Below are 17,842 nucleotides of genomic sequence, written 5' to 3' on the forward strand. Positions count from 1 at the left end.
ATCATTATCGTTTATTTAATTCAGTTAACAGAATGTCATTGACTACCTTTGGATTAGCTTGACCGTGCGTTTGTTTCATAATCTGTCCGACTAAGAAACCGACAGCCCGGTCCTTCCCGTTATGGAAGTCATCGATACTTTGTTGATTATTATCGAGAATTTCATCGATGATTGGTGTCAGAACGGCTGGATCAGACTCTTGAATCAGACCTTTAGCCTTGACCCAAGCGGCTGGATCCGTGTCATTCTTAATAATTTCTTGGAAGACCTTTTTAGCAATCTTGCTTGAAATCGTGCCGTCATCGATTAATTCGATCATACCGGCGAGATGAACTGGTGTTAAGGCAACATCCTTGAGTTCTAAATGGTTTGCATTCAAATACCCTGAGACTTCACCCATCAGCCAGTTAGAGGCCTGCTTTGGATCTGCGCCTGCTGTCACGGTGGCTTCAAAGAAATCAGACATTTCTTTGGTAGCCGTCAAAACGCCAGCGTCGTATTCTGGAATCCCCATCGCGTTAATATAACGTTCGCGCCGCTTAGCTGGCATTTCTGGTAGGCGTCCTTGGGCAGTCTCAATCCATTCTTTAGAAACGGTCACAGGTGGCAAATCAGGTTCTGGGAAGTAGCGATAATCATCTGCGCCTTCCTTCACCCGCATCAAAATGGTTTCCTTGGTGTTGGGATCATAGCGCCGGGTTTCTGGCCGGACACTGCCACCTGACAACAGTAAGGCTGACTGGCGGTTTTGTTCATAAGTCAATCCATCGCGCACGTGGGCAAAACTATTCAGGTTTTTGATTTCAGTTTTGGTCCCAAACGCTTGTTGGCCGATAGGCCGGACAGATAAGTTGGAGTCAACCCGCATAGAGCCTTCTTCCATCTTCACGTCAGATGCCCCGGTAAATTGGACGATTTGACGCAAGGTTTCCAGATAAGCGTATGCCTCTTCTGGTGTCGCAATATCGGGCTTCGAGACAATTTCGACCAGCGGTGTTCCCTGCCGGTTTAAATCGACATAGGAATAACCGTCGTCTTCGTGCTGGTTTTTACCGGCATCTTCTTCAACGTGTAATTCCGCAATCCCAATCTTCTTCTTGTGACCATCAACCTCAATTTCAACCCAGCCATTCGTTGCCAGCGGCGCTTCGCTTTGAGTAATTTGGTAGGCCTTGGGATTATCAGGATAGAAGTAGTTCTTCCGGTCAAAATGAGTCACCGGTGTAATCTCAGCGTGTAAGGCCAGCGCGACCATCAAGCCTAATTCATAGGCCCCGCGGTTAATGCTTGGCAAAACGCCGGGGAAACCCCAGTCAATGACATTGGTTTCAGTATTTGGCTCCGCCCCATAACTGACAGGACTTGGTGAGAACATTTTCGATTGGGTTTTTAACTCAACATGGACCTCAAGGCCAATTGTTGTTTCAAAATTCATTAGGCTTGCCCCCCTGGAATCTGATCCACATAATTGTTGGCATCTTCAAATGCGGCCCCCGCTTGATACAAGGTGGCTTCATCAAAATGCTTGGCAATTAATTGTAAGCCCACAGGCATCCCGTCAACGAAACCGGCAGGCACCGACATTGCAGGTAAGCCGGCCAAGTTCACAGGAATGGTCAGAATATCATTCATATACATGGTCAATGGATCAGTCACCTTATCGCCAATCTTAAAGGCTGGCGTTGGGGTGGTCGGTCCGATAATGAGATCGTAGTTTTCAAAGACTTGTTCAAAGTCGCGGGTAATCAAGGTCCGCACTTGGCCTGCTTTCTTGAAGTAGGCATCATAGAACCCAGCTGACAACGAGAAAGTCCCCAACATAATGCGCCGCTTGACTTCGGCACCAAAGCCTTCAGAGCGGGACCGAACATAAACATCGTCCAAGGTCTTGACGTCTTGGGCCCGGAATCCGTAGCGAATCCCATCAAATCGTTGCAAGTTTGAACTGGCTTCTGAACTCGCAATGATGTAGTACGCAGGAACGGCATACTTGGTGTGCGGTAATGACACTTCTTCCACAGTCGCACCCATAGCTTCAAACTGCTTAGCTGCTGCTTGAACCTGAGCCACGATGGCGGCGTCGACCCCGTCGCCCAAATATTCTTTAGGTAGGGCAATCTTCATTCCAGTGAGATCTTGGCCAATTTTGGCACCCAAATCTTCAGCGGAACGGTCAACCGTCGTGCTGTCTTTGTCATCATGACCAATAATAGTATTCATCACGGGCACTGAGTCGCGGACGCGACGAGTTAAAGTCCCAATGGCATCTAAGCTAGACCCAAAGGCAATCAAGCCCCAGCGTGAAACGCGACCATACGTGGGTTTAAATCCAACAACGCCATTAAAGGCTGCTGGTTGGCGGATGGAACCACCGGTGTCAGTCCCCAAGGCAACAACCACTTGACCACTGGCCACTGATGCCGCCGAGCCGCCGGAAGAACCACCAGGCACTTTGGTATGATCCCAGGCATTTTTGGTCACTTGAATCGCCGAGTTTTCCGTTGAGGAACCCATCGCGAATTCATCTAAGTTAGTCTTGCCGACATTAATTGCCCCCGCCGCGGTCAACTTCTCAACAACCGTGGCATCATAAATGGGCACAAAATTCGCCAACATCTTGGAACTGGCCGTCGTCTTCAGCCCCTTGGTGACGATGTTGTCTTTAATGGCTACTGGAACACCAGCTAAGGGTTGATCTGTGGCAATACCGGCTTGATCAACAGCTTCTGCCTGCTTTAAAGCGGCTGCAGTGTTCACAGTGACGAACGCCTGCACTTCAGGGTCAATTTGGCTAATGCCTTCAAGGGTTGATTGAACTAAATCAACACTTGTCAATTCGCCATTGGCTAACTGGTGATGCAACTTCTCGATATCGGTTTTGAAGTAATCCACTAGTCTTCCTCCTTGTCGATAATTGCAGGGACCTGAATCAAATTGCCCTTTGAGGTTGGCACATTTGCCATCAACTCATTTAGAGGGGTTGGTGTGCTGGCAACATCTTGGCGCATGATATTTTCCAGATGGACACTTTGGGTTGTCACTGGAACATCAGTCGTGTCGACACTTTCTAGTTGGTCGACCATATTTAAAATTTCATCTAATTGTGCGGTGAATTGATCAAGTTCTGCGTCACTAAATTCCAGCCGTGCAAGTTCCGCGACGTGGGCGACATCAGCTTTTGAAATCATAATATCCCTACTTTCTTAAACCGTTGTTTAGTGTACCACAACAAAATTGATTAATAGCTGTCAAAAATGTGGGAATAAAAACTCTTATCACCATTCGCTCGTGACAGAAAGGCTTGTGTGCCTTGAACCGATTGAATCGTGATGTCGATTGGGACCCCACTTGGAAGTAACTTGTTGGCACTGGTGCCGACATACTGGGTGAAACTCATAATTTCTGTTTCGCCATAGAACTGGGTATTGATTGTAATCTTCATCCCAGCCAATTCTTTATCGACATAATGGACTTGGGCCGTCGTCCCCGCCAATGTTGGGAAGAATGAGTTGATTTGGGTGGTGAAATTACTAAAGTCATTGGCCACATTAGTGTTCAAGGCTTTATTATTCCCGACGACTGGCAAGACTTCATTCTGTTCATTTAAGTTCTGCCAGGTGCCAAGGTTGGTGCCTGATTTTGCGACCGTATAATTGCTGAAAGTGCCACCAACGAGACTGTCACTTTCGGCTTGGACATACAGGCCGATCAGAATCGGCGTGTCTGCACTCACCCCGTTCATTTTCCGCAAGCGCTCAACGACTTTCTTGGCCATTGCTTCACCCTTCTCGGTCAACGTGGCATTAGAAATTGTGGTCGAGAATTGGGCGCCGTATTGGGTCTTCGTGTAGTAGTCGACTTTGTTCAATCCCAAGGCAATTGAAATACCCCCGAGCTTCATGCCATCGCCACTATCAACCATGTAGTCTTGTTCCAGCACCTGTTGCAAGTAGATAGGATTGCGGGTATCAGGATCTTTCTTGCCATTGTCTTTGGGATTAAGGCCATCAGGATTCGAACTACTTTCACGACCTAACCAATTACGGGCCACACTGGTCGACAATAATTGGCCTTCTTGAAAGACGTATTTCTGAGGCGAAAATTGTTCCTTAGACAAATTGAGCAAGCCATTTTCCATGCTCTTGATATTATAGGTGTTTGATCCCTGTGTATTCTGTTGGAGCGTCAAGCCCCGGGCAGACGAAATCTGATAACGACCGTTTTTAATCACACCCTGATACATATCCGAAGTCACGGCACCTGTGGTTTGATAAGCGCTGGACTTGGTCCCACTCGTTGAGCCTGAGCCTGAGTCAAAGTTCAGTTTGCCACAGGCACTCAAGAAGATAACTAGACTGAACATCAGTCCGGCAAGTAATGTTTTTTTCATTGAAAAGAGGCCTCAATCCTGTTTTAAGTTTGTTAACAGTTCTGCTTCTGCCATGATAGGCACATCAAGGCTTTGCGCTTTCGTTAATTTACTGCCAGCGGCGTCACCAGCGACCAATAAATCAGTCTTCTTCGAAACTGATCCCGTCACTTTAGCTCCCAAAGCTTCTAATTGTTGTGCCAATTCAGGGCGGGAGAATTCACTGAATTTTCCGGTAATAACCACAGTTTTACCACTGAAGACACTATCAGCCACGGGCGCGCTTGTGCCATGATATTGCATGTTGACGCCCACCTGTTGTAGCTGAGCGATTAGCGCCTGCGCCTCGGGCGTATCGAGATACGTGCGTAAGGAATCGGCAATGATAGGGCCAATCCCATTGACCTCACTGATAGCCAGTGTATCTGCGGCCATAATGGCCGGCAAGTCCCCAAAGTGCTCTGCTAAAATTCGAGCCGCTTTGCCGCCGACGTGGCGAATCCCCAAACCAAATAGTAACCGTTCAACGGAATTCTGCCGACTATTATCAATGGCGTTTAACAAATTATTAATTGATTTATCCTTGAACTTCTCCAGGCCCGCCAAGTCCTCAGCCGTCAAAGTATACAAATCGGCCACATCTTTGACCAACTTCTTGCTTTGCAACTGAGCGACAATTTTTGGTCCTAGCCCATCAATATTCATCGCATTCCGGGAGGCAAAATGCGTTAACTGTTCTGCCATCTGTGCTGGACACATTGGATTAATACAGCGTAAGGCGACTTCATCATCCAAGTGGACAAGGTCTGAGCCACACGATGGACATTGGGTCGGAATCGTTAGCGGTTGGCTCTCTTTTGGACGCAACGCTAAAACTACCGTCGAAATCTCAGGGATGATATCGCCTGCTTTGTGGAGCAGCACGGTATCGCCTAATCGAATATCCTTATCGGCAATGTAATCCGCATTGTGCAATGAAGCTCGGCTAACAGTTGTCCCGGCTAACAAGACTGGATCCATCACGGCCGTTGGGGTGACGACCCCGGTGCGACCAACAGTCCACTCAATCGCGTGAACCACCGTCTGGGCTTCTTCTGGTGGGAATTTGTATGCAATTTCCCAGCGCGGGACTTTAACCGTATTGCCCAAAGCTGTTTGAGTCGCCAAATCGTTCACTTTTAGAACGACCCCATCAATCCCATACGCCAATGCATCTCGGTCGGCCGTGTACCGGGTAATGTAGGCTTCAACATCGGCCATCGCCGACCAGACTTCAGCAGTCGGATTAGTCGTAAAGCCAAGACTTTGCATGAACGCTAGGGCCTGGTGCTGTGTTGTGACATTAAACCGTTCTGGTTCAACCAACGTATAAATAAAGGTCGCTAATTGACGTTCAGCTGTCACCTTGGCATTGAGTTGGCGTAAACTTCCCGCAGCAGCATTTCTCGGATTAGCGAATACTGGCGCGCCTTCTGCTTCTCGGCGTTCATTCAGACTGGCAAAAGCGGCCTTGGGCATGTAACATTCGCCTCGGACCTCAAGACTGACTGGTTGCTTCAGTTCATGAGGAATATCAGCAATCGTTAATAAATTTTTGGTGATGTCTTCACCGACAGTCCCATTGCCTCGAGTTGAGCCCTGGACCAGTTTACCGTTCTCATAGACTAGTGAAATCGCCAAACCGTCAATTTTGAGTTCAACATTGTAGTCAATTGATCTATCCAACCCCTTGACCAAACGATCATTCCATTGACTTAGTTCGTCAAACGAGAAGACATCTCCCATTGAAAGCATCGGAATGTCATGGGCCACTTTATTAAACGCTGGATTGACGGCATCCCCCACTTGTTGCGTTGGCGAATCTGGGCTCACCAAGTCGGGAAAAGCGGCCTCTAATTGCTCCAGGTCCCGGTATTGTTCATCATAGACATGATCTTCAACACTGGGCGCATCATTGGTGTAGTACTCGGTACGCCACTGGTTCAACTGGGTGACTAACTGGGTAATGGTTTGTTTAGCTTGTGCTTTAGTATAGTCTGCTACAGGTTTGGCCAACATCAAAACCGCCTCCTATGCTTTCACAATTGGGGCAAAGGCAGCCAAGAGCCGCTTGACCCCTTGTTCTTTAAATGCAATATCGAGTTCTTGATCGTCTCCACTGCCATTAACTTTAACGACAGTCCCGACGCCCCACTTACGATGTTCCACCTTATCGCCTGGCTGCCAGTCGGTGTTGCCTGCCCCAGTCGTTGGCGCCTTGGCCACCGTTGCCGGTGTGCCTGTTCGGCGTTGGTCATAACTTGGATTAACAGCTCGTTGGGTACGATCAATAAATGGAATCCCGGTCCGTTGGGCCACATCGGGTTGATCGATGAGACTTTGGTCAATTTCTTCGATGAAACGACTGGCCGGATTGTTTTGCCGGCGTCCGTAGAGTAAGCGACCATAGGCATTACTTAAGTAAAGTTTCTGTTTGGCCCGGGTAATCCCGACATAAGCCAAGCGTCGTTCTTCTTCGAGTTCATTCTCGTCCATCGCCGCTCGACTCAATGGGAACAGGCCCTCTTCCATCCCGACCAAGAACACGATCGGGAATTCTAGTCCTTTGGCAGCATGCAGCGTCATCATCGTCACTTCTTGGGCATCATCTTCAATGTCATCTTGATCGGATAACAGGGACAAATCAGCGAGGAAGTCGACAAAAATATCACTGTCTTCGTTTTCTGGTTGGTAATGGGTATCAAAGTTCTGGGTTACAGTCATTAATTCTTGCAAGTTATCAATCCGGGTTTCCGCCTCAACCGTCTTGGCCGCTTGTAACGCCGCGAGATAACCGGTGTCGTCCAAAATGGCTTGCATCAAGTCAGTGACCGAGGCACCGGAGCGTTTATTGGCAATCATTTCAATCCGCCGGCCGAAATCAGCTAAGGCCGTGCGCGCCTTGCCACTCACACCAGAGAGTTCCGCGTTGCGCGCAGCTTCGAGCAAGGACCAGCCATTTTGCTGGGCAAAGGCCGTGAGCTTATCAAGACTCGTGCCGCCAATCCCGCGTTTGGGTTCGTTGACAATCCGGTTAAAACTCATGTCATCATCCGGATTCACGACTAGGCGGAAGTAGGCCAGCACATCCCGAATTTCTTTGCGGTCGTAGAACTTATGTCCGCCGACCATCTTATACGGAATATTAGCCTTCACAAAGGCTTCTTCGACCGCACGCGATTGGGCATTAGTCCGATACAGAACCGCGAAATCACCCAAGCGATGGGTCTTGGCCTTCACGGCGTCTTCAATTTGGCGAACCACATAGAGCGCTTCATCGGTTTCACTCTGAGCCCGATAATAAGTGATCTTCTCGCCTTCACTATTCTCTGTCCACAATGTTTTTGCTTGACGATAACTGTTGTTCTTAATCACGTCGTTTGCTGCCGACAAAATGGTTTTAGTACTCCGGTAATTTTGTTCCAACAGAATCACTTGCGCATCCGGATAGTCCTTTTGGAAATTCATGATGTTTTCCATGTTGGCTCCCCGCCAACCATAAATACTCTGGTCAGCATCCCCAACCACACACAAGTTATGGAAGCCATCAGCCAACAAGTGAACCAATTGATATTGGGCTTCATTGGTGTCTTGATATTCATCCACATGGATGTATCGGAACTTATTTTGATAAAATTTCAACGTGTCTGGATCTTGCTGGAACAACACAATGGTCTGCATGATTAAGTCATCAAAGTCTAAGGCCTGATCACTGGCTAACCGCTTTTGATATTCGGCGTACACCTGGGCCACGATTTGTTCAAAAGGCCCCGCTGCTTCCTTGGCATAGGCCTTAGGGGTCAGCAAATCATTCTTGGCGTTGCTAATTGTGCCTAAGATTGACTTGGGATCATAACGCTTAGGATCAAGATTTTGGTCACGCAAAATATGTTTAATTAGGGTTAATTGCTCAGCGGGGTCAGCGATGGTGAAAGCCCGATTAAAGCCGAGCTTTTCAATATCCCGACGTAAAATGCGAACACATAGCGCATGGAACGTTGAGACCCAGACATCTTGAGCGGCCGTGGCATCCAGTAGCTGGCCCACCCGGTCTTTCATCTCTTGAGCGGCCTTGTTCGTAAACGTAATGGCCAAAATTTGCCAAGGATTCACATTTTTTTCTTCGATGAGGTACGCAATCCGATGTGTTAACACCCGCGTCTTGCCTGAGCCGGCCCCAGCCATGATCAGCACTGGTCCTTCAGTCGCTAAGACTGCCTCAGATTGTTTGTCGTTCATTCCTTTAAGTAGGGCTGTTGTTGCCATCGGTATACTCGTCCTTTCATTCACATGCACATAGAAACAGATAGGTTAATTGTACCAAAAATTCACTAGTCATGGGACGTTTGCAATCAGAAAGTCCGGCGCATCCGTATCCACTTGATTCACGCAAAAAAGAAGCTTCACCGAACGGTTGGTTCTGGCGAAACTTCTTTTTTATTTTATTCTAAGCCGACACGATGAAAAATATCATCGACGTGTCGAAGATGATAATGGTAGTCGAAGGCTTCGTCCAAGTCGCTGGGCGACAGGCGGGTCGTCACTTCTGGATCAGCTTCAAGAAGTGTTCTGAAATCACGTTGTTCATCCCAAGCCAAAGCTGTCTTAGGTTGAACCAGATCATAGGCCGCTTCACGGCTGAGACCTTTTTCGATTAGCTTTAGCATGACCCGCTGACTGAAGATCAAGCCATGCGTCTTTTGCATGTTGGCTAACATCGTTTCAGGGAAAACATCCAAATTGCTAATGATGCTGGTGAAGCGATGCAAGATATAATCCAACAACCCAGTCGCATCAGGCAGAATCATTCGTTCAGCCGACGAATGCGAAATATCGCGTTCATGCCATAAACCGACATCTTCTAACGCCGGTGTGGCATAACCACGAATCACGCGGGCCAGACCGGAAACATTCTCACTCCCAATTGGATTACGCTTATGGGGCATGGCACTACTGCCCTTTTGTCCCAGATTGAAATGTTCTTCAACTTCGTGGACTTCTGTCCGCTGCAAATGGCGGACTTGTAAGGCAAAACGTTCAACCGATGTGGCAATTAGCCCTAAGGTTTGGATGTAGTCAGCGTGCAAATCCCGGGGGAGAATCTGGGTGCTAATTTCTTGCGCGCGTAAACCAAGATGTTCTGTCACATAGGCTTCTACTTCAGGAGGCGTATTGGCAAAAGTCCCTACCGCCCCACTAATTTTACCGGCTTCAACCCCGGCCGCCGCGCGATCAAAACGATCCCGATTGCGTTTCATCTCTGAATACCACGACGCGACAACTAAACCAAACGTTGTCGGTTCAGCATGCACGCCATGGGTGCGGCCCATCATCACAGTATCTTTGTGCGTCAATGCTAGCTTCTTGAGTGCAGCCAATAAGTCATCAATATCTTGGCGCAGAATCGCGTCAGCTTGCTTAATCACGTAACCTTGCGCGGTATCAACGACATCAGTACTTGTGAGCCCATAGTGCACCCACTTCTTCTCAGGGCCGAGGCTTTCTGAAACGTTGCGGGTAAACGCCACAACATCGTGACGGGTGACCGCTTCAATTTCTTCAATGCGGTCCACATCAAAAGTGGCATTGGCCCGCAGTGCAGCGACATCTGCACTCGGAATCTCGCCTAATTCAGCCCACGCTTCAGCAGCTAGGATTTCAACCTCCAGCCATGCGCGGTAACGATTCTCTTCAGACCAAACCGCAGCCATATCAGAGCGACTATAACGTGGAATCAAATGTACGCCTACTTTCTTTCTTCAATGTGAAAATGTCCGGTAGCATTGACTTCACGGACAATCGTTGGCAAATCGCCTATTATCTGAATATCGCCGATAAAGTGATTCCCTTCTGGATAGAATGTGAATCGCCAATCGGGCTTAATCTGGACTTGGGTCATCACAGCATCGGCATCCCCTGGTAAGACTGGCAACATGACTCCAGGATTTTGAGGGCGGACAGTTGGTAATGGCCAGCCCAGAATGGCCCGTAAATGGAGTTCATAAATAGAGTAACCGGTAGTCGTCGTCATCAACATGCCATTAAAGGTAGGCATGGGAATAATCCGATTGACGTACAAGGTCCCGCTTTGGTTGACCAGCAATTCCAGGCCAAAGACGCCGGTATAGTTGATGGCCTTGGCCAAGCTGGTCGCAATCCGACTCACCTCGGCTTGAGTGGCCACACTGACCCGAGCAGGACTAATGTCCGCCCGGAGTTTTTGCCGATGCATATCTTGCTCAATCACTGGGAAAACCTGAATGTCATCGCCTGCTTTAGCAGCAAAGACCGTTAATTGGACCGGATGATCTAGCCAAGCCTCGACGATGTACGGCCGCTCCTGCAAAAGCTGGCGAACCGCGTCAATATCAGACCACTGGGTCAGTTTGATTTGCTGGTCAGTCCCAAACCCTTTTTGCATCGGTTTGAGAATACAAGGAAAGCCAACTGAGTCCACAGCTGACTCAATATCATTTTGGGTTAAGACCTGTGCATAAGGCAGGATGTTGAGGTTCTCATCCTCAAAAAAGACGCGTTCTAAATAACGATCTTGCGTCACACTCAATAAATCTGTTGTGGACGGGAGCTGAGCCGGTGTGGTCAGCGACTGCAATAAATCACCATCAACAAACTCATCGATGAACGTCACAATGGTACTCAATTCTGCGACTTGCGCGAGGACAGCACCATTAGTCATTTCCCCAACCAGGGGAATGTCAGCGACTGTCAGGGCGATATCTGTTTGACTCGTCGCAAGAATGACGGTTTTGAAGCCTAAGGTGTGGGCGGTTTGCGCCAACATAAATGCACTCAAGCCGCCACCAATAATCCCTAACGTCGCGTCCGGCTTAATAAACTGCGCCATACTGCATCCTCATTTCTTGATTAGGATTTGCTCGATTCATTCAGCCCATCTGCTTCTTCCATTTCTGGCTGTGGGGTCTTTGAATTAAAGAGCCAGTTTAATAATACCGCACTCAGACTTGCCATGAGTATCCCTGAGCCAAATAATAATTGGATGGTTTTCGGTAAGAACTGCACAATTGACGGCTGCACAGTAACCCCTAAGCCTAGGCCAATAGAAATGGCCGCGACCAGTAAATTCTTATCATCATGGAAATCAACTTGTTGCAACATCCGAATGCCCTGCACGGCAACCATGCCGAACATCACGAGCATGGCGCCTCCTAACACAGGTGCAGGAATAATCGTCGCTAAAGCGCCAATCTTAGGCAGTAACCCAAGAATAACCAAGAAAATCGCAGAAAAAATAACTGGCTTGCGGGTTTTGATTCCAGACAATTGCACTAAACCGACGTTTTGCGAGAAGGTCGTGTAAGGGAAGGTGTTGAACAAGCCACCGAGTAAGACAGCTAAACCTTCGGCACGATACCCCTTCTTTAAATCTTGTTCACCAATTTTACGTTCAACAATATCACCAAGGGCAAAGAAAACCCCGGTACTTTCGACCATGGACACCAGTGAAATCAGAATCATGGTGGCAATGGAACTCCATTCAAAATGCGGGACACCAAAGTAAAATGGTGTCGGGATGTGGAACCAGCTTGCTTCAGCGACGGGAGCAAACGAGACTTGGCCAAAGAATCCGGCTAAGACTGTCCCGCCAACCAAACCAACTAGAATCGCAATTGACCGTAAAAAACCCCGGCCCCAGACATTGATGGCCAAAATCAAAAGGACGGTAAACGCACCTATTAACAGGTTCTGGAGGCTACCAAAGTTTTTGGCCGTCGTACTGCCACCGCCAATATTCTGGAAAGCCACTGGAATCAAGCTCAACCCAATGACCGTGATCAAGGTCCCCGTCACCAACGGTGGAAAGAACCGCCGCAGCTTCGCAAAGGCACCCCCGATGAGGAAAACAAACAGACCAGCGGCAATAATTGCGCCGTACATGGTTTGAATGTCAAACTTTTGGCCAATCATAATCAGTGGCGCGACTGCCTGTACAGCGCAACCCAAGACCACTGGCAGGCCAATGCCAAAGAAACGATTGCTGAAGATTTGTAAGGCGGTCGCCACCCCACACATGAAAATATCAATAGAAACTAAGTAGGTCATCTGTTCTGTGTTGAAGCGCAATGCCGCGCCAATCAGAATTGGCACTAAGACAGAACCTGAATACATCGCCAATAAGTGTTGCAGCCCTAAAACCGCCGCTTTAGGTGTACTAACTTCTGAATTCAATATGTATGTCCTCCTAGGCTTCAGGGGCAAAAACGACTTGGCCGTTTTCAAAAGCAGCAATCCGCGCCAGTGATTCCACATGGATTTGGCGTTCATCCAATAATTGGCGTCCCTTTTGGAACGTTTTTTCGATGACAATTCCCACACCACTTAAGGTTGCCTGAGCTTGACCGATGATTTCGATTAAGCCTTCAACAGCTTGGCCATTGGCTAAGAAGTCATCGATAATCAGGACGTTGTCGTCAGCCGAGAGAAACTTTTTAGAAATTGAGATTTCATTAGAGGTCTTCTTGGTGAATGAATAGACGGTTGCAGTATAGAGGTTGTCTTTTAAAGTCAGGCTCTTGTGCTTCCGTGCAAAGACAACCGGCACGTGAAAGGCCATCCCTGCAGCTAAAGCTGGTGCAATACCTGAGCTTTCAACTGTCAGAATTTTTGTGATGGGCGCGTCTGCGAACCGACGATGGAATTCTTCACCAAGGGCCATCATCAAATCAGGATCAATCTGATGATTCAAAAAATTATCAACTTTCAAGACGTCAGCACCCAGGACCTGCCCGTCTTCTCTAATGCGATCTTCTAACAGTTTCACAATACGCGCTCCTTTGAGAATAAATTTTCATTAGCTTACCACAAACAACGGCCTGACTCAACCGCTGCTCCGGCGATTATCTGGATTTTCCGAAATCTAAATTTGCGGACAAAAAAAGGATTAAGCGCGATTTAACAGGGCTCAATCCAACAAGCTAGCAATTATAAGACACATGAAATGTTCGGTTTCTGCGGTTTAAACTAGTCATATTGATCCAAATGGTACGTCTCCACCAGGTTAATCAGTTTAGCCGGGTAATCGGGATCAGTTGCGTAACCACTAGTAGCCAAGGCATGAGCGGCGGTTTGATAATCTTTGGCCGCAAGCACTGCCTGGTACTGTTTGGCGTTCCAACTGGTCCCATTCACGAATAACAAGGCGTGGTCTTTCATTGAAGCTGCATCGTCGGCATATACGCGGAAACGCGCTTTAATCGTCACCCATTGGCCGTTAACGTACTCCTTAGTCGTCATCTCTTTAGTGTTAGCCACTGAGTCCCCTTTGATGCCAAACAGGTTGTGGTACTCACTAGCCAAGGTACTCTTACCCCAGTCACTTTCAAGAATGGCCTGCGCTAAAGTTACACTAGGAAGAATCCCATAAGCCGACTGCAGCCTTTTGGCATAAGGTGCGTGGGTCTTAATAAAATTTTCTTTTGCAGCAAGAACAGCAGCCTGTTCGGCTTTTTGTTCTTCAGCTTGTTCCTGCTGAGTTTGATTTTGATGTAAAACAATCCCGCCGCCGAGAATGAGGACGGCTAAGATGACCCACAATTGCGTTGGGACGGTGTTCTTCTTTCTTCTGGCCACAAGATACCTCGCTTATTATTGTTGATTTGCCCAGGTCAGCAAATCAAGTTGATGTGTTTCTAACTGGGTAGCCACACTTGCTGGGACTGCAAAATCTAAGACATCCAGTAAGCCGAGCACATACTCTAGGCGGACTTGTAAATGAATTGTCTGCGTGCCAGCCTGATCAAGCTTCACAAACCGGGTCGATAATCCTGGTGACTGAAGCCAGACTTTTGCGACAGCCAATTTAGCTGCATTAAACGCTCGTGCGAGCCCAATGGCATCATCACTGAATTCTGGCACTAATTTCTGAACCAGCATCCATTCATAATCTGTTAGCATACTGCGTAATTGGCGCTTTTCAGCGTGCGATAAAGTCCCAGTGGTCGTGCGATTTTGTTGCCACTTGCGGATACGGATACCCGCAATTTGTTGAAGAAACTGAATTAGCATTTCATCATTCATGACAATCACCTCAAGTCCATTGTAGCAATTTTGGCAGTGAATGACTCAATTTTCCGCCCAATGAATGCGCTTGAGTAGTCAACATGTTACCATGGCATTAAGTCAATTGAAAGAAGGGTCCTTATGTCTCAATACCGTTTTGGAATTGTTGGGCTTGGGCGCATTGCGCACTCCTTTGCCAAAGCCTTCCCAAAAGATCAACAACTCGTTGCCGCAGCCGCGCGCGATTTACCACGTGCACAAGCATTTGCCGAGCAATATCAGCTTCCAAAAGCTTACGGCAGCTATGACGAAATGTTTGCCGATCCGGACATCGATGCAGTTTACATTGCGACACCGCATAATTTTCACTATGCCCAAATTAAAGCCGCCCTACTGGCTGGCAAGCATGTGCTGGCCGAGAAGTCCATCACCTTAAATCTTGGGGAACTAGACGACCTCATTGCCATTGCGCACGAGCGTAATCTCATTTTGATGGAAGCCCAAACAATCTACCACATGCCACTCTACCCGGCCTTGATGGAGAAAGCCAAAACCTTGGGCCAACTCAAAACAATCCAAGTCAGCTTCGGATCATATGCACCTAACCGGCCTGATGACCGACTACTAAATCCTAATTTAGCAGGTGGCGCACTGCTTGACATCGGAGTCTATGCGTTGAGTTTTGCGCGGCGCTTCATGACGGCCACACCAAAGTTAGTGGCGACTGAGATGACGAAAACCACCACCGGTGTGGACGGACAATCGAGCTTCTTGCTGACTGATGAACATCACGAACAAGTCACTGTGGCGTTAAACCTCCAAGCCAAAATGCCAAAGCAAGGTATCGTCGCCTACGAAGAAGGCTTTTTCACCGTAGATCAATATCCTCGCAGTCAGAATGCCACTTTCTTCACGCCAGATTTAACGCCTGACCTCATCGAAGCTGGTCAAACGTCTCAAGCCTTAGCCTATGAGGTTGATGATTTTGCCCAAGCTATTGCGACCGGCAATAATCCAACCCTGGCTTGGACCCGCGATGTGATGACCATTATGACGCAAGCACGCCAACGTTGGGGTTTCAACTATCCAAACGAGACAATGTTTGACGTTTAAACACCACCATATCTTGAAGGTGAACCCCATCGACAACGATGGGAGCCGGATAGTCAAGGAAGAAACCCTTAATGATATGGTCAAACCGGAACCCATTCTTGAGATAAAAGGCAATGTTGCCGATATCGGCATCGCCAGTCCCCACAACCATTGTGGCATAACGGTCACTCAGCCGTTGCAGAAAATACTGCAACGCTTGGGTGGCTATTTGTTTGCGGCGCATTGAGGGGATGACAGCCAGATTCTTGAGCTCAACAGTTTTGTTGCCGCCTGGAATAAACAATAAGGCAATGACCGCCACACCATCGAGCCAGCCAATGTAAAGCTCTCCCTGCTCAAAGTACGCTGCTACTTTAGCGGGATCATCATCGGCGAGAGCTAGCAAGGGCAAGAAAGGTGCGCGTTCTGCAGCTTGAATCAGTTGGAATTTCATCATACCTCCTAAGGGACAAAAAAAGCTGCGACCTACCCCTAAGGGTAAATCGCAGCCTCTATTGATTGAAAGAATCAATCTAAGCCGTTTAAGCTGTTAATTAGTCTTTGTTGACGTTAACTGCTTGAGGGCCGCGGTCGCTTTCTTCGATATCAAAAGTTACGGCTTGGCCTTCTTCGAGGGTCTTGTAACCGTCGCCTTGGATAGCTGAGAAATGTACGAATACATCGCTACCATCTTCGCGAGTGATGAAGCCATAACCTTTTTCTGCGTTAAACCATTTAACTGTACCGTGTTCCATAGAGAACATCCTCCTTGCGCACAAAGCGCGTTTTAATAGTGCATTTTCTGTTTGGCGCAAATGGAAGAAGTCCGAGGAACATTGCAACCATGGCCGTTCAAAAAGTACATTGTTAGTGTATCATCTAAATCAAACTTTTACAAGCCCTGGGCTCCTATTATTTGAAATCGTTTTCCAATCAGCTTTATCTAGCATTCTGACTGGCTTTACGCTAGGATAAACTAAAGAAAGGAGTCCGCCATGAAACGCATTTTACTTTTTATTACCCTTGCCGTTGCGCTAGTCGGCTGCTCAGCTGGTGAAAGCCAACAAAAACAGGTGAATACCACTGCTAGCGATGTCATCACGGCCACGAAAGCGGCAAGTTCTGCCCTGACGACCATTAATGAAACCACGACATCCCTGCCTAGTGAGTTCCAACGTGCTACCGAAAAATCGGCCACCCCTTTGACAGCGGACTCTAAACCCATCAAACCATTATTAGCCAAGCGGGAACAAGCTTATCAGCGCTTAATTGATATTCAAAGCCAATTAAACCAAGCTGCTGGGACCCTGTCAAAAGCCAAGAATCAGGCCAATGGCCAGTTACCTCAAACCGAATTAACAACCCTGCTCGCCAGTTTAAAGTTGATTCAACTGGATCATAAGACCCTGTTATCCTACTATGATGAAGTGACTACCGCCGAAACAACCCTGTTTGACGGCGTGAAAGCTGAAGACGATTCTAAAACCATCAACAGCGACCTAGTCGCTCTGAACCAATATGCCAGTACTCTTGGTCAACAGATTGATATTAGTTTAGCCAATCTCGATGCCGCCGCTGCCAATGCCAAAAAGCTGACAAAAGCCATCGCCAATAGTACCGATCAATAAAGACGGGTGCCTCGATAAATTTTCGAGGACCACCCGTCTTTTTTTTGGCACTAAAGCCCTAACGTTTAAAGCGAATTAGTGCCTGGCCCAGGATTGGCGTAATAATCCCAGCTGACACAACCTCAACAATCGCATTCCCCAGAATCAAACCAATCAGCAACACAAAAAACGTCTCGGATGTTGACCCAGCAATGACTTGAGTCGAATGCCCCATGTACATGCTCCAAGTGAAAAGCACAAAGCCAGCCGTATTAGTCATTGCCCCTAATATGCCAGCAACACTCATTTTGACAGTACCCCACACGCCGGTCCGCATTTGCTTGGCAATTTGGTTAAAAATTAAGCCCGCCACCAGACCAACCAAGATGCGAGGAATAATTGCGATGAGCGGATTACGAAACAGCAGAATCGTTAACGGATCGGTCGCCATGGTGTACGCCCGAATGAGGGAACTCACACCCCACACGCCACCCAGAAACATTCCTTCCTTGGTCCCGAGGATGATGGCCCCCAGAATCACAGTGAGATGAACCGTGGTGATAGCTGGCAATCCAGGAATCGTAATATTGCCAAAAAACGGTATGAAACTTTGCAAAATGATGATTGCACTGAGAATACCCAAGACGCTGATTTCATAGGCAGAACTACGTTTATTCATAGCCGCACTCCTTCTCTT

The 17,842-nt window shown here is 47.9% G+C and carries 17 protein-coding genes; 2 read left to right on the plus strand and 15 right to left on the minus strand.

The window, feature by feature from the left end:
* Window positions 1–4: 4 nt before the first annotated feature.
* The 12 genes from gatB to FC34_RS04035 form a co-directional block, all read right to left on the minus strand.
* Entirely contained in the window at window positions 5–1,435 is a 1,431-nt protein-coding gene (gene gatB / locus FC34_RS03980; RefSeq protein ID WP_057894081.1) for an Asp-tRNA(Asn)/Glu-tRNA(Gln) amidotransferase subunit GatB, read from the minus strand.
* Window positions 1,435–2,892, minus strand: coding sequence for an Asp-tRNA(Asn)/Glu-tRNA(Gln) amidotransferase subunit GatA (gatA, locus tag FC34_RS03985; RefSeq protein WP_057894082.1), 1,458 nt, complete (start codon window positions 2,890–2,892; stop codon window positions 1,435–1,437). The genes gatB and gatA overlap by 1 nt, the downstream gene beginning before the upstream one ends.
* Window positions 2,892–3,188, minus strand: coding sequence for an Asp-tRNA(Asn)/Glu-tRNA(Gln) amidotransferase subunit GatC (gatC, locus tag FC34_RS03990; RefSeq protein ID WP_057894083.1), 297 nt, complete (start codon window positions 3,186–3,188; stop codon window positions 2,892–2,894). Before gatC ends, gatA begins: the two co-directional genes overlap by 1 nt.
* A gap of 50 nt (window positions 3,189–3,238) precedes the next feature.
* Window positions 3,239–4,390 carry a CamS family sex pheromone protein gene (locus FC34_RS03995; protein WP_057894084.1) on the minus strand — a complete coding sequence of 384 codons (1,152 nt, stop codon included), beginning with the start codon at window positions 4,388–4,390 and terminating at the stop codon, window positions 3,239–3,241.
* Window positions 4,391–4,402: 12 nt separating this feature from the next.
* Window positions 4,403–6,427 (minus strand): NAD-dependent DNA ligase LigA, encoded by a 2,025-nt coding sequence (gene ligA, locus FC34_RS04000; RefSeq protein ID WP_057894085.1) that lies wholly within the window; start codon window positions 6,425–6,427, stop codon window positions 4,403–4,405.
* Window positions 6,428–6,439: 12 nt separating this feature from the next.
* Window positions 6,440–8,674, minus strand: a complete 2,235-nt coding sequence (pcrA, locus tag FC34_RS04005; protein WP_057894086.1) for a DNA helicase PcrA — start codon at window positions 8,672–8,674, stop codon at window positions 6,440–6,442.
* A 176-nt stretch (window positions 8,675–8,850) separates the two neighbouring features.
* A complete protein-coding gene (gene purB / locus FC34_RS04010) occupies window positions 8,851–10,146 on the minus strand; it encodes an adenylosuccinate lyase (protein WP_057894087.1) in 1,296 nt (431 codons plus the stop codon).
* An 8-nt stretch (window positions 10,147–10,154) separates the two neighbouring features.
* The gene (locus FC34_RS04015; protein ID WP_057894088.1) at window positions 10,155–11,273 is read right to left on the minus strand and encodes an ATP-grasp domain-containing protein; all 1,119 of its coding nucleotides are present in this window, start codon (window positions 11,271–11,273) and stop codon (window positions 10,155–10,157) included.
* A 20-nt stretch (window positions 11,274–11,293) separates the two neighbouring features.
* Window positions 11,294–12,616: a nucleobase:cation symporter-2 family protein gene (locus FC34_RS04020; protein WP_420805034.1), complete on the minus strand. Its 1,323-nt coding sequence runs from the start codon at window positions 12,614–12,616 to the stop codon at window positions 11,294–11,296.
* A 13-nt stretch (window positions 12,617–12,629) separates the two neighbouring features.
* On the minus strand, window positions 12,630–13,208 hold the full coding sequence (locus FC34_RS04025; RefSeq protein ID WP_057894089.1) for a xanthine phosphoribosyltransferase: 579 nt from the start codon (window positions 13,206–13,208) through the stop codon (window positions 12,630–12,632).
* Window positions 13,209–13,408: 200 nt separating this feature from the next.
* Window positions 13,409–14,017: a glycoside hydrolase family 73 protein gene (locus tag FC34_RS04030; RefSeq protein WP_057894090.1), complete on the minus strand. Its 609-nt coding sequence runs from the start codon at window positions 14,015–14,017 to the stop codon at window positions 13,409–13,411.
* A 15-nt stretch (window positions 14,018–14,032) separates the two neighbouring features.
* Complete coding sequence (locus FC34_RS04035) at window positions 14,033–14,464, minus strand: hypothetical protein (RefSeq protein WP_057894091.1); 432 nt, start codon at window positions 14,462–14,464, stop codon at window positions 14,033–14,035.
* A gap of 123 nt (window positions 14,465–14,587) precedes the next feature.
* Between FC34_RS04035 and FC34_RS04040 the strand changes: the two genes are divergently transcribed.
* Window positions 14,588–15,559, plus strand: coding sequence for a Gfo/Idh/MocA family protein (locus FC34_RS04040; protein WP_057894092.1), 972 nt, complete (start codon window positions 14,588–14,590; stop codon window positions 15,557–15,559).
* Here FC34_RS04040 and FC34_RS04045 read toward each other — a convergent pair.
* Window positions 15,525–15,995: a GNAT family N-acetyltransferase gene (locus FC34_RS04045; protein ID WP_083479226.1), complete on the minus strand. Its 471-nt coding sequence runs from the start codon at window positions 15,993–15,995 to the stop codon at window positions 15,525–15,527. The two genes, FC34_RS04040 and FC34_RS04045, sit on opposite strands and share 35 nt — an antisense overlap.
* 97 nt (window positions 15,996–16,092) lie before the next feature.
* Window positions 16,093–16,293, minus strand: a complete 201-nt coding sequence (locus tag FC34_RS04050) for a cold-shock protein (RefSeq protein WP_057825052.1) — start codon at window positions 16,291–16,293, stop codon at window positions 16,093–16,095.
* A 240-nt stretch (window positions 16,294–16,533) separates the two neighbouring features.
* On the opposite strand from FC34_RS04050, the gene FC34_RS04055 reads away from it, so the two are divergent.
* Window positions 16,534–17,166 (plus strand): hypothetical protein, encoded by a 633-nt coding sequence (locus FC34_RS04055; RefSeq protein ID WP_057894094.1) that lies wholly within the window; start codon window positions 16,534–16,536, stop codon window positions 17,164–17,166.
* Window positions 17,167–17,224: 58 nt separating this feature from the next.
* Here the strand turns inward: FC34_RS04055 and FC34_RS04060 are convergent, their stop codons facing one another.
* On the minus strand, window positions 17,225–17,824 hold the full coding sequence (locus FC34_RS04060) for an ECF transporter S component (protein ID WP_057894095.1): 600 nt from the start codon (window positions 17,822–17,824) through the stop codon (window positions 17,225–17,227).
* Window positions 17,825–17,842: the final 18 nt, after the last annotated feature.

This window comes from Lacticaseibacillus brantae DSM 23927 (assembly GCF_001436115.1).
Lineage (GTDB): Bacteria > Bacillota > Bacilli > Lactobacillales > Lactobacillaceae > Lacticaseibacillus > Lacticaseibacillus brantae.